At 58.7% G+C, this 12350-nt stretch carries 10 protein-coding genes and 1 tRNA gene; 2 read left to right on the forward strand and 9 right to left on the reverse strand.

What is annotated here, in order from left to right; translation table 11 throughout:
* Nucleotides 1-42: 42 nt before the first annotated feature.
* The 9 genes from PPP56_RS08520 to PPP56_RS08560 all read right to left on the reverse strand — a co-directional run bounded on the left by PPP56_RS08520 (nucleotide 43) and on the right by PPP56_RS08560 (nucleotide 10448).
* The gene (locus PPP56_RS08520; protein ID WP_353563618.1) at nucleotides 43-2508 is read right to left on the reverse strand and encodes a BamA/TamA family outer membrane protein; all 2466 of its coding nucleotides are present in this window, start codon (nucleotides 2506-2508) and stop codon (nucleotides 43-45) included.
* A gap of 183 nt (nucleotides 2509-2691) precedes the next feature.
* A complete protein-coding gene (moeB, locus tag PPP56_RS08525; RefSeq protein ID WP_353563619.1) occupies nucleotides 2692-3864 on the reverse strand; it encodes a molybdopterin-synthase adenylyltransferase MoeB in 1173 nt (390 codons plus the stop codon).
* 45 nt (nucleotides 3865-3909) lie between these two features.
* Nucleotides 3910-4194 (reverse strand): ubiquitin-like small modifier protein 1, encoded by a 285-nt coding sequence (locus PPP56_RS08530; RefSeq protein ID WP_353563620.1) that lies wholly within the window; start codon nucleotides 4192-4194, stop codon nucleotides 3910-3912.
* A gap of 33 nt (nucleotides 4195-4227) precedes the next feature.
* Complete coding sequence (locus tag PPP56_RS08535; protein WP_353563621.1) at nucleotides 4228-4692, reverse strand: M67 family metallopeptidase; 465 nt, start codon at nucleotides 4690-4692, stop codon at nucleotides 4228-4230.
* A 30-nt stretch (nucleotides 4693-4722) separates the two neighbouring features.
* Complete coding sequence (locus PPP56_RS08540) at nucleotides 4723-5664, reverse strand: PLP-dependent cysteine synthase family protein (protein ID WP_353563622.1); 942 nt, start codon at nucleotides 5662-5664, stop codon at nucleotides 4723-4725.
* A gap of 356 nt (nucleotides 5665-6020) precedes the next feature.
* On the reverse strand, nucleotides 6021-6686 hold the full coding sequence (locus PPP56_RS08545; protein WP_353563623.1) for a ribonuclease H-like domain-containing protein: 666 nt from the start codon (nucleotides 6684-6686) through the stop codon (nucleotides 6021-6023).
* Nucleotides 6687-6862: 176 nt separating this feature from the next.
* A tRNA-Ala gene (locus PPP56_RS08550) sits at nucleotides 6863-6935 on the reverse strand.
* Nucleotides 6936-7048: 113 nt separating this feature from the next.
* Nucleotides 7049-8713: a cation:proton antiporter domain-containing protein gene (locus PPP56_RS08555; protein ID WP_353563627.1), complete on the reverse strand. Its 1665-nt coding sequence runs from the start codon at nucleotides 8711-8713 to the stop codon at nucleotides 7049-7051.
* Nucleotides 8706-10448, reverse strand: a complete 1743-nt coding sequence (locus PPP56_RS08560) for a cation:proton antiporter domain-containing protein (RefSeq protein WP_353563624.1) — start codon at nucleotides 10446-10448, stop codon at nucleotides 8706-8708. The genes PPP56_RS08555 and PPP56_RS08560 overlap by 8 nt, the downstream gene beginning before the upstream one ends.
* Nucleotides 10449-10887: 439 nt before the next feature.
* On the opposite strand from PPP56_RS08560, the gene dapB reads away from it, so the two are divergent.
* Together dapB and PPP56_RS08570 are read left to right on the forward strand one after the other, a co-directional pair.
* Nucleotides 10888-11757: a 4-hydroxy-tetrahydrodipicolinate reductase gene (gene dapB, locus PPP56_RS08565; protein ID WP_353563625.1), complete on the forward strand. Its 870-nt coding sequence runs from the start codon at nucleotides 10888-10890 to the stop codon at nucleotides 11755-11757.
* A 90-nt stretch (nucleotides 11758-11847) separates the two neighbouring features.
* The coding region (locus PPP56_RS08570; protein WP_353563626.1) for a dihydrodipicolinate synthase family protein at nucleotides 11848-12350 on the forward strand (503 nt) is incomplete at its 3' end.

Genomic DNA, 12350 nt, shown 5'->3' on the forward strand with positions numbered 1-12350 from the left:
GAAACAGGCAAAAGCAAGGAGAGATACGTCGGGACGCGTTATCTAAAACGCATGACCGATACCAAAGTGCAGGCGCGGGTCGCGAAATCCGTTGCGAAAGATATCGTCCTGCAGGGGCGAGGGGTCGTGCACGCGGTAGGCAAGATCCAATCGCACGATAAAGAACTCCCAGGCGAGCCGCAACCCGATGCCCGAGCCGACGCCAATCTCCTGGGCGGCCTCGGGGAGGCGAAAGCGTCCGCTGGCGCGCTTGAGCACCTCGTCGTCGGGGGCAGCAGCCAGGCCGGGGTTGCGCGGGCCGAACCATACGTTTCCGGCATCAACGAACCCGGTGAGCAGCCAGTCGGCAGCCAGCAGCTGCCGGATGATGCGCGTGCGAAACTCGACGTTCGCCTCCAGCTTGATATCGCCCCCGAGAATATTGGCAATATCGGCATCGGAGGTCATGTTGGGGGCGGTATCAGGAGAGAGGAGCGTGGCGCTGCCCGGACCCAGTTCGCGGAGGGCCCAGCCGCGCACGCTGTTTCCGCCGCCGCTGAAGTAGCGCCGGTCGAAGGGAACCACATCGGGAATCCCAAAAGGATGCGCGGCCCCGCCAAACGCACGAAGCGCCACCGTAGACCGCTGGCCGACCGGAATGTAGCGGCGCAGGTCGACCTGTCCGCGCACATAGGGCCGATAGAGCAGCGACTGACCGCCCAGCCCGGGAACGGAATTCGACAGCGTGCCCGGTGAAAACGCAAACCAATCAAGAGCAAGCGGGATGAGGTTACCGACCTCGACGGAGCCTTCGTAGACGTGGCCCTGATTGCGGCGCAGTGGGTTGGCGGTGATCGACTGCAGCGTGTAGCGCATGGCGCTGTTGAACTGCGGCTCGGTGTAGTCCTCAATAATCTGTGTGCGCTGCACCGGGTCGGTGATGCCGGTCTGGTCGCCCGTGCCCAGCACCCGGTCGAGAAAGCGCTCGCTAAACTGGTCGAGCGTATCGGGATTGCTCACGCTCAGGTCCACAACGTCAATCAGCGATCGCAGTGATTCGGTGTGGTCAAGCTCCAACCGCAGCTGGGCGCCGATGCGAGCACGTATACGCAGGCGCAGGTCGTCGCGGCGAGCGGTGAGCGCACTCAGCGAGATGCGTGTGCGCGCATCCGCAAGCCGAAACCAGCGGTCGAGTCCGCCAAACGGGTAGATGAGATACGGAAGCGTAAGCGAGGGCGCAGCTTCGAGCTGTACCGATGTGAGGGAGTCGAGGTTGGTGGCGACCGAAGCCGCTGTGCGCATCTGAAAGCGCTCGCCCCCACCCAGCAGGTTGGTGTTCTCGTAGGTGAGCCCCACGCCCAGCCCGAGCTCGTTCTCAACGTCGGTAATGACCTCACGCTGCAGCGCAAACGTTTCGGCACGCAGCTGATGCCGCTCGCGCGTTCGCGCTTCTATCTGCACGGGAACGAGTGCTTCATCGGTTTCGGGGATCGGGTGCGCCTCCGCCAGCTGGGGCGAGAGATTCGTAAACGTGAACACCCCCGTTCCTTCGAGGCGGCGTTTGGTGGCGAGCAGGCGTTCCTGGCTGTAGTACGTGCCCGGTGTGAACTGAAGCGCACGCTGCAGTAACGCCTCGCTCAGACGCCGCTCTGAAGCGATGGTTGCGGTTACCGTAGGCGTATACCCGGCGCTGCTGTCCACGTCTACCTGAAGCGATGAGCGGCGCGTATCGGCTTCGGGCGTGGGCCCTTCAACGCTGAAGCGAACGTCGCCGAACCGGTAGCGCGTGCCGGTGCGAACGCGCATCTCGACGTCGAACGAGTCGGGCTGTGGCGTATACACCAGTGCACGAATGGAGTCGCGCGAGACCGCCGCGTATCCGCCATTGCGCAGCGCGCGCAGCACACGCTGACGTTCCTCAAGGAGCAGAGGGGTCACGTAGCGCTGCCCTTCGATCTGCAGCTGAAACGGATTGCCGTCTGCTGAGACCGCATCTTCAAAGACCGACTCGTTTATGATCTCGGCCTGTACAGACTCGGGGGCGCCCTGAATGCCAGCGTATTCGATCGATCGCAGATAGGTAGGTGGCCCCTCATCAATAAGGAAGTGCACTGTAACCCGGTCGTCGCGGTCTGTTTCATGCACCTCGAACTCAATCTCGGCTTCCCGAAACCCTTGCTGCTCGTAGAACACCTGCAGGCGCTCCACATCATTTTGAACGATGCTACGGTCGAGGTAGGCAGGGGCTTCGCCGCTCGATCGGAACGCATCGCCCACACGCCCTCCGATTGTATCTCCAAACTGATAGACCCAGCGCCACCACGTGAAGCCGGGGATGCTCAAGATGCGCCGGTTTGCCTGCGTCTGGATGCGTTGCTGGATGCGCGAGGTGCGGATGGTCTCGTTGCCTTCGATACGAACGCGGCGTACCAGCGGGCGATCTTCGGGGCTGTCGTGGGTGGCTTCGCTGGCACGCTGCGTAGCCTGCTGCGCTGCGCTTTCGTAAGGCAACCCTCCGCAGGCAAACATAAGCAGCAGACTGGCACAGATGCTACAAATAAAAAGACGAAGTGTGGGAGACACAGAGTACAGGGCAGTGAGCAAAGAAAGCAAAAGCGTCCTGATGAAGGCAGGACGCTTTTACGTAGAACGGGGTCTGAATGGTTGCACGGGGTGCAGCGCGCAGCCTAACGTAGCTTAATACGTAGACACTTAATACGTAGGCACGCTGTCGTCGATCTCCTCGCTCCATGCCAGGATGCCGCCCTTCAGGTTTGAGGCGTCGTAGCCTTGCTGACGCAGAAACTCGGTAGCGCGTTCGGAGCGTGCGCCCGAGCGGCAGTGTATCACGACGGGCTTATCTTTCGGGGCCTTGAGCTCATCGAGGCGGCTCGCAAGCTCATCAACTGGAATCAGCTGGTCGGCATCGATTGAGGCGATGTCGGCTTCGTGGGGCTTGCGCACGTCGAGCAGGAACGGAGCATCGCCGTTGTCGCGGGCGTCTTTTAGCTGTTGAACAGTCGTTTCGGGAACGGCCATATCGTCATCGGTTGATTCGTCAGGGTCGGGGATGCCGCAAAACGCTTCGTAGTCAATCAGTTCCGTCTGCGTGGCGTTATCGCTGCAGATCACACAATCCGGATTTTTCTGTACGGTGAGCGTGCGGAAGTTCATGCGTAGCGCATCCACCATGAGCAGGCGCCCGATGAGCGGATCGCCCATGCCGGTGATCAGCTTGATGACTTCGGTGGCCTGCAGCGTGCCGACCAGTCCCGGCAGAACGCCCAGCACACCGCCTTCAGCGCACGACGGCACAAGCCCGGGGGGCGGCGGCTCCTCATAGAGGCAGCGGTAGCAGGGGCCGTCTTCGGTGGCGAAGACCGAGACCTGCCCCTCAAACCGAAAGATGGAGGCGTAGACGTTCGGGGTGCCGGTAAGCACGCAGGCATCGTTTACCAGGTAGCGCGTCGGGAAGTTGTCGGTGCCGTCGGCCACCACGTCGTACCGATCGATGATATCGAGCGCATTCTCGCTGCTCAGCCGCACCTCATGGCGTGTGATGTCGACGTGCGGATTCAGGTCGCGCAGGCGTTCTTCGGCAGCGTCGAGCTTAGGGCGGCCAATATCGCTGGTACCGTACAGGATCTGGCGCTGCAGATTCGAGGCTTCAACGGTGTCAAAGTCGACCAGCCCGATGTGCCCGATGCCAGCAGCAGCCAGATAGGTGGCCGCCGGCGAGCCCAGTCCGCCCGCGCCCACGAGCAGCACCGAAGCCTGTTTGAGCTTCTCCTGGCCTTCGCGTCCAAACTCGGGGAGCGTTAAGTGGCGATTGTAGCGGCGCAGCTCGTCGGTCGAGAGCACCGGTTCGGCAGTTGTAGTAGACATAGGAGCGTCGGTTTGCTGAGACAAAAGAGTGCCAGAATAGGAGAGTCACCCGCCTGCAATGGATGGCACAATGGAGAGCGCGGTGCCATCTTCAAGGGCAGTGTCGGTCCCGTCGAGATAGCGAATATCATCGTCGCCCGCGTAGATATTTACGAACTGCCGCAGCTCCCCATCCTCCGTGTACAGATTGCTCTTCAGGTCGGGGTAGCGGGCAACGAGATCGTCGAGGGCCTCATCTACGGTCGCCCCCTCAACCTCTACCGTAGCCTGGTCGTCGGTGAAGCTGCGCAGCGGGGTTGGGATCTCGATGGTAATCGTTGGTGAGCTCATAAACGTAGTGCGGTTAAAGGGATAGTCAGCGGGTTAACGAGAGGCTTCAGCCTCTGTGTGAATCGGTTCTTCGTCGAAGCGAGAGCGATCGGGAGCCAGCTGCCACGCGGTACACTCCTGAGGCGTGCCCGCATCTACAGAGACAATTGCATAGGTATACCCGGGAAAGGTGGCCTGCTGCAGATCGGTCTCCGACGGCTCCGCGGGGTGGTCGGGGTGCGAGTGGTAGATGCCGACGATGTCGTGCCCCTCGGTGCGAGCTGCCTGCTGTGCATCCCGAAAGGCCCCGGGCGGAATGAGATAGCGCCGCTCGCGGTTGGTATCTTGCTCGTTATCAACACGGTGAATCGCCGTCACGACGTTCGTCCCCTCCTGCATGGTGCCCAGCAGAAAGCCGCAGATCTCTTCCGGGTAGCCCTCGGCTGCGTGGGTACGAATCGCATCTAATACATCGGGGGTCGTCTGCATAATTGAATCACGGATCAGGGAAAGCAGCAAGCGGGATACGAAGCGTTAATCATCGCTCAGTCAGTCATCGCTTAGATAGCGTGTACCGGTATCGCAGAGGATGGTGACGACATGTCCGGAATCAAGCGTTTCGGCGATGCGAAGGGCCGTCGTTACATTTGCGCCCGCTGATGGCCCAACGAGCAGCCCTTCTTCTTGCGCCAGGCGGGCCGTCATAGCCGTGGCGTCTTCGGTGGAACAGGTCGCGTGCGTATCCACCAGGGTGTCGTCGTAGATGCCCGGCACCTCGGCAGTAGGCAGGTGCTTGAGGCCTTCGAGTCCGTGTAGCGGGGTGTCGGGCTGCATGGCGACACAGGTGACGGACGCGTTATGCTCTTTGAGGCGCCGCGACACGCCGGTGAACGTGCCGGTGGTGCCGAGCCCGGCCACAAAGTGGGTAACGGCTCCGTCCGTCTGGTCGATAATTTCGCGGGCGGTGTGCGTGTAGTGGGCCTGCCAGTTGGCGTCGTTGTTGTACTGGTCGGGGTAGAAGTAGCGATCGGGGTGGGCCTCGACCTCGCGGCGAACATACGCCTGCGCGCCGTCGGTGCCTTCCATCGGATCGGTCAGAATCAGTTCGGCACCGTATGCGCGGAGAATGGCCTTGCGTTCGGCAGAGGCGTTCTCCGGAAGCGCAAGCACAACGTCGCGGTTCAGGGCGGCGGCGATCATGGCATATGCAATGCCTGTGTTGCCACTGGTCGCATCAATCAGCGTATGATGCGGCTGGTACGCCCCGCTTGCGAGTCCGGCTTCGATCATCTGGCGAGCCGGACGATCTTTCACCGAGCCGCCGGGATTCAGGTGTTCGGCTTTGGCCCACAGCGTAACCGTGTCGGGCAGATGCGCCCCGATGCGGCGGAGCGGCAGCAGCGGAGTGGCGCCGATCTGGTCGAGCAATGCCGGACGCGAATCGGTTTTCGGGGCCTCAGGCACAGGAGATAGGGTGTCAGGGTAAGGCATCAGAACAGGGGGGATCAACGAAAAAAGCCTCTCGCGGTAGACCGGAGAGGCTGAAGCAGAAGGAAACACATGATGTACATGCAGGCCTTACCTCCAACAGCCTCGCGGCTGGCACCGACAGCAACAGGGACAGCAACAGGCGTTCTGCATCGGAGGTCGAGGGAAAGACATTAGTGTATCTACGTGTGTCTGCATCTGGGTATCTGCATCGCAACTGTTAGTAAGTCGGTGGGCATGCTCCGTTCCAGTGTCGGTCTTAACGTTGCGGGGTCTTCCAATCTACGTGAGTGCAGTGAACGAATGTCACTGGGGGCAGATGCCCTCGCTTTGTATCAGTGTGGAAGGAGGGTAATCCGTTACCGGGCCTGGAGGAGCGGCCACACGTTTTGGGCGCAGGCGAGCGTTGCCAGCACATCTTTCTCGCAGTAGCGGGCGACCTGTTCGATTTCGCCTTGTGCTACGAGGTCAGCCACGCGGCTGCCGTCGCCCTCATCTTTGGGCGAATCTACGCCCACCAGTTCACAGAGCTCGTGCAGCCGGAGCGGCATGGGCCACAGCTTCATGAGGTCGAGGTGCGGAGCATCTTTAAAGGGATACGTATCGAGTAGCTGTTTCCCGAAGGGTGCAACGCCGTGGTGTACGCTGCGGGCTTCGACAAAGGGCACATCGAACTGCTTGCCATTGAACGTGACCCATCGGACTGACGACGCGTTAGAAGTGATGTGCTTGATGTCGTTCCAGAAGCGTTCAAGAAGCTCACCCTCTTCGTCGGGCGTTGCCGCGGTCCAGCTCTTTGGGCGATTCGGAGCGCCTCCGACCGACCCTCGAACCGCGCTGATGCAGCAGACCCAGCTCAGAAACGGGTGCAGGCTTCGCACCAGGCGCGACGCGTCTTCCGGGTCCTCATCAGGGTGCCGTTCGCGGCGCCGTGCAAGCCGCTCTTCATAGCGCGACTGCTGCGCTTCCGAGTAGCTGTCGGTAGGAAACGGGCATGTTTCGATGTCCCAGGCAATCAATTGCATAGCAGGGCGGCGTTGGTGCAGAGAGTGCGATACCGTTATAAAGGGTGTTGATCAAGATAAGCAATGCGCTGGGGAATCGCTACTGGACGATCGGGGTCCGCTGCAACAAAGGGAGATGAAACTGCACGTCCAACAAAAAAGCCCGACAGCCGGGGGCAGCTATCGGGCGGAAGGTGTGGAGCCACGGGGATTCGAACCCCGGACCTCTTGCATGCCATGCAAGCGCTCTACCAACTGAGCTATGGCCCCGCTTGGTTATTACAGTCGTGTACTATTGAGAACCGAGCACATTGGTTCCGTCACGTGACTTCAGCCAGCTCCTTTCACCCACATTCCACAGATTGAGAGCGGAACGATCGACTTCAGGAGGTAGGCACGATATCCTCAGGCTGGTTTTCAAGAAACCGCTGCTGCTCATCACGAAGCGCCTCAGGCGTCAAGTCTCCATGTATCAGGGCCTGCACGTATTGCACCAGTTGCTCGCCAGCCAGTAGGTCTGTTACCGTAACGTACAGAGCGCCTTCGTCAAGCAAGTCGAATGCCGAGTCTACAGTGTCTGCACTGAGAATGGTGTCGGTTCCGGAAGCCAAATTGAGAATACGGCGCGAGAGCGGCTCAATAGGAACCGTTGAAATAACAAGCTGGGCCGCTGTAGGATTGGCCTTTTTCCAGGTGTACTTCTCCATTGCATCGCCAAAGACAAACTCTTCGCACTCCAGGCGCACCGTATCGCGCAGTACAGGATCATTCTCGATTACGACGTACCGTTGACCAATCGCCTCACAGGTTTCAACGAGCTGCTGCCCCTGGCGGCCATAACCGACGATGATTACATGGTCGGTGACATCATCGGTGCAATTGCTCCAGGCATCGATCTTGCCGTGCCGACCAACAATCAGCCCACGATCAGCGAGAGCACGGTAGATCTGTTCGTCATAGCGTTGACTGAGGCTGGAAGTGATCATCGTCACTGCTGCAGCCAAAATGATGGCATCGAATACCGACTGCGTCAGAAAGCCAAGAATGAGTGCTTTAATGGCAATGATCAAGGCAAACTCGCTCACCTGGTCGATACTGAGGCTCGTCAGTGTTGCCGAGCGTGCTTCGTAGCCCTGGTAAATGAGGATAGCAGTGGTTACAATCGGTTTTGCAATAGCTGTTAACAACACGAGTCCACTGGCAAGAAGTACCTTTTCTACTGTAGGAACCGCTACGAGTGCGCCGATCGTCACAAAGAAAATGGCAACGAAGAAGTCCTTAATCGACTCAATGCCATTATACAGCCCCATGTAGCGGTCTTGATCGTGCCGAACCGCAAGCCCTGCAGCAAATGCCCCCACGACAATTGAAACGCCAATAGCCTCCGCTGCACTCATAAACAGGACGAGGAGCGATACCGCACCAATAATCATCAACTCCGACGACCCGCCAGCCAGGCGTCCGAGCAGGTCAAACACGTACCGGTTGACAAAGACGGCCCCGGTGAGCAGCATCAGTCCATACCCGATCTGCGTGGCAATGGGGTCCATCGCAAACGTCTCAGCGCTCAATATGAGCAGTAGAACGAGCGCAATCAGATCTTGAACAAACTGGATCGACTGGGCGAGTCGGCCCCGCACGAGGTTGCGTCGAATTTCTTTCTGTAGAAGGGATGTTCCTACAATAGTCGACGACAGGGCAGCGGCAATTCCGAGATAGATCGACTCCTGCAGGGGAATACCAAAGGCCAGTCCAGACCCGATCCCAAGCGAGCCTACTATGAGAATCTGCCCGAGGGTAGCGATCTCGCTGTCGAGCAGTACAGTACGCACGGTATCAAACTGCACACCCACGCCAAAGGAAAAGACGAGCAGTGCAATGCCATACCGTGCAAGCTCCAGAGTGAGCCCTTCCTCAATAAACACCCCTGCTACAAGCCCTGCTACAATAAGCAGAGGCACGGTAGGTAGCTCAAACTTGTTGGCAACAAGCAGGAACGGCCCGGCAACGATAAATATGATGGCAAGGGTAGTAAGGAGATCAACCATCAAGGCCACCTACCATTTTTTTATGCATTGCAGGAAGGGGATCGGGACTTTGAAGCAGTTCTACATCGGTCTTGGCGATCTGTCTGAATGTGTCAGCATCCTCAAGGTAGACTTTGAGATAAGAGGAGAGCCGATCGCCTGCCAGCCGCGTACTCATAATGACGCAGTGCGCCCCCCGATCGTAAAGCGTACGGGCATCGTCGATTTTCGTCGCCTCAACAAAGACAATCGCTTCGTCTGATGTCTCGCGAAGGAGCGCGCTGTTTACATCCAGCTCGACAGACGAAGAGATCACAAATGCGGCACGCTTGATCGCGGCGTCTTTGCGGATAGTCGCGTTGCGGAAGTCGCCGTAGAGAGCGGTGTATCCTTCCTCTGTAAGAGTCTGGATATGGTCTACACGCCGGTCTACCACGACGATATCTTCGTAGCGTTCAGCAAGAAGCGGCAAGATATTTCGGGTAACCGCATCGTAGCCGATTACAATTGCGTGGTTCTGATATTCCTTCTTCCCGCCTTCGAACGTGGTTTCTGTCTCCCAGCGCTTGAGATATGGCCCAAGGCGCGTGTATAGCGCATGGTTGTATTCGATAAAGTAGACCGATACCGCCATGGTGATAAGGGCGAGCAGCGTCAGATAGCCCAGCACTTCTTGCCCAACAAAATCACCAGCAAACGCTGCCACGCCCAGTATGATGCCAAACTCGCTGACCTGAATCATATTGATGCTGCCGAGAAAGGTCGTTTCCAGGTCAAACTTCTGCCAGTTAATGAGCGCGAAGAAGATGAGGAACTTCAGGGGCATGAGGACAAGCGCAGTAATCACCGCTTCCTGCCAATGGAAAAGCAGGGCGCTGGCCTCAAGATCGAGCGCAACCGTCACAAAGAAGACCATCACGAAGAGGTCTGTGAGCGGATTGATGCGGTCCTTTAGTTCTTTGCTGTACGGCAGCTGCGCGATAGCCAGTCCGGCGAGGAAGGCGCCCATCTCGATCGAGAGATATGCCTCAATGCCAAGTGGGGCAAGAAGTACGTTGATCTCCTTAGAGATGAGCACGAAAAGGAAGGCCCACGAGATGGCGATCAGGAAAAACACCTGCTTGTTGTCGGCAATACGCCGAAACAGCGGAGGGAGCGCATACCGAGAGGCCGCGAGCGCGGCGGCGCTGATGATCGCTACCAGCGTGAGCACGATGGCCAGCGTAGTCCCCACTTCAGCGAGGCTCTCAGGACGCCCGGCCGCCATCACCGCCAGAAGAATCACGACCACCACATCCTGTACGAGCAGTATGCCGACATCGATCTTACCGTGCAGCGAGGTAGCCTCGTCTTTGTCGGTGAGCATCTTAATTACCACGGCGGTAGAGCTGTACATCACCGCCAGGGCAATGATGAGCGCCTCCATGCTGGTGAATCCCAATGATAGCGCAATACCTCCGCCAGCAAGGGCTACAAGTGCCATCTGCGGGCCCGATATCTTGACGACCGGAGCAAGCACGTGCTGCACCTCGTCGAGCCGCATCTTGATGCCAAGCAGGAAGAGAAGAAAGGCCAGGCCCAGTTCAGAGAGCGTTTCGGTAAGCTCACTCACCTCGACAATACCCAGCACAGCAGGCCCAATAAGCACTCCGGCAACGATGTACCCCACGATTGTCGGCTGGCGCGTCTGCTTTGCCACAAATCCCATAACCGCCGCGCTAAGCAGGATGATGGCAAGGTCAGCGGTCAAGTCCATAGCAAGAGTAAGTATGATAGTGAAGCTTCAACAGCCGGTAGGCTACCGGTGTAAACTAACCAGCAGGTCGACACCAACAAAATGAATGTATACAGTCTATCCCGGTACACCCCCGAGAGTGCGCAGTGGGGCCAAGTACAAACCAAGACGTAACTGTTCGACACGCAAGGTACACCATCTGTTTTTAAGATGCGATACCTAAGCTGAACAGCGTAAGAGCAAAATTAGTACCTTTACCAGAAGAAAGGAAGCGGTGTTCGGGGGAGGGCATGAATCTAAGGTGCACCCACGAGCGGCGAAAGCAGGCGGCAACAGAGAGCGAACTTAACGATCCGAGGAGAGAGGCAACAGTCCGAATAAGCGCTGAAACGAAGTAGCCAGCGAGAGCCGATGACATCTGTGCTCTGTCTGTGCTCTATGTTGAAAAAGTCTTGTTCGTATGTTTTCCGAAACAGTCTTTGACGATAATTTCTCGGTGTCAGGTCTTCGTCAGGAAGCGCATCTGCAGTGCATCCGTAGCATTCGTGTAGTTGTATCGCATCTTTCATCCAATACATCCCACTTTATCATGACCATTGCCCTCGTGGGAACCGGGCAGACCGGATCTGTTGTGGCCGAGCAGGTGCGCGCAGCCGGGCACACGCTCATTGCTACGTATGATGCCGAGCGTCCGCTGCTGGATGCTGATCCGGAACCGCTTACGAATGCCGATGTCGTGATCGACTTCTCGCTCCCGTCGCTTGCCCTTGATCACATTGAGCGGTACTGTACGGTGGGCGTTCCGGCTGTCGTGGGCACCACCGGCTGGTACGAATCGCTCGACACGGTGCAGGAGTTGGTTGATACGCACGAGGCCGCTCTGTTGTACGCTCCGAACTTCTCCGTGGGCGTGGCTGTCTTGCGGCGCGCCGTCCAGAAAGCCGCTACGCTCATGGATGCGCTGCCCGAGTACGATGCGTTTGTGCATGAGGTGCATCATCGCAAGAAAGTGGACAGCCCCAGCGGCACTGCACAGATGCTGGGCGAAGTGGTGCGCGATGCGTTGCAACGAAAAACCCACATCGACGCCGAAACGCAACACGACCGGATCGATCCCGAGGCGCTGCACGTCTCATCTACCCGTGTTGGATCGGTGTTCGGCGAGCATACCGTCGCCTTCGATAGCCCCCACGACCAGCTGCGCCTTTCGCACACCGCCAAGGGACGCACCGGATTTGCCGCCGGCGCCCTGGCCGCTGCCGAGTGGCTGCCTGGACGCACCGGGCTCTTCACCCTCAACGACATGCTCGACCACCTGCTAAACGACTAACGTTTTGGTAGATGCGCAGCATGCCGCGTAAAAGCGACTGCTCTGCTCGTTTGTCCTCACTTTTTCTGCTCATCAACGCTCCTGCTCCCTATGTCAACCTCCATGCTCTTTCGCGGGTCGGCGCCTGCTCTCGTTACCCCCTTCACGCCTGAAAACGACCTCGACGAGTCGGCTTTTCGCGCGCTCATCGAAGCACAGATCGAAGGCGGCGTTGGGGCGCTGGTGGTCTTAGGCACCACCGGTGAGAATCCCACCGTTACCGACACCGAGCGACGCCAGCTGGTTGACTGGGCGGTAGACACCACCGACGGGCGCGTGCCGGTTATCGTAGGCACCGGCACAAACAACACCGCGCAGAGCATCCGCTTCTCCAAGGAAGCCGAACAGGCTGGGGCCGACGGGCTGCTGGTCGTGGGGCCTTACTACAACAAGCCATCGCAAGACAACTTCGTGGCGCACACCGCTGCCATTGCCGACGCGTCGGATCTGCCCATCGTGCTCTACAACGTGCCGGGGCGTACCAGCTTCAACATCACGGCCGAAACGACGCTGCGCCTGGCAGAAGAGGTGCCCCAGGTGGCAGGCATGAAAGA

Origin of the sequence: Longimonas sp., assembly GCF_040409695.1 — a bacterium.
Taxonomy (GTDB): Bacteria; Bacteroidota; Rhodothermia; order Rhodothermales; family Salinibacteraceae; genus Longimonas.

What these genes read in the sequence shown, in the direction of transcription:
- moeB (WP_353563619.1), bottom strand. Translation starts at nt 3,864, where the DNA reads ATGTCTACTACAACTGCCGAACCGGTGCTCTCGACCGACGAGCTGCGC.
- PPP56_RS08545 (WP_353563623.1), bottom strand. Translation starts at nt 6,686, where the DNA reads ATGCAATTGATTGCCTGGGACATCGAAACATGCCCGTTTCCTACCGAC.
- PPP56_RS08530 (WP_353563620.1), bottom strand. Translation starts at nt 4,194, where the DNA reads ATGAGCTCACCAACGATTACCATCGAGATCCCAACCCCGCTGCGCAGC.
- dapB (WP_353563625.1), top strand. Translation starts at nt 10,888, where the DNA reads ATGTTTTCCGAAACAGTCTTTGACGATAATTTCTCGGTGTCAGGTCTT.
- PPP56_RS08555 (WP_353563627.1), bottom strand. Translation starts at nt 8,713, where the DNA reads ATGGTTGATCTCCTTACTACCCTTGCCATCATATTTATCGTTGCCGGG.
- PPP56_RS08520 (WP_353563618.1), bottom strand. Translation starts at nt 2,508, where the DNA reads ATGTTTGCCTGCGGAGGGTTGCCTTACGAAAGCGCAGCGCAGCAGGCT.
- PPP56_RS08540 (WP_353563622.1), bottom strand. Translation starts at nt 5,664, where the DNA reads ATGCCTTACCCTGACACCCTATCTCCTGTGCCTGAGGCCCCGAAAACC.
- PPP56_RS08560 (WP_353563624.1), bottom strand. Translation starts at nt 10,448, where the DNA reads ATGGACTTGACCGCTGACCTTGCCATCATCCTGCTTAGCGCGGCGGTT.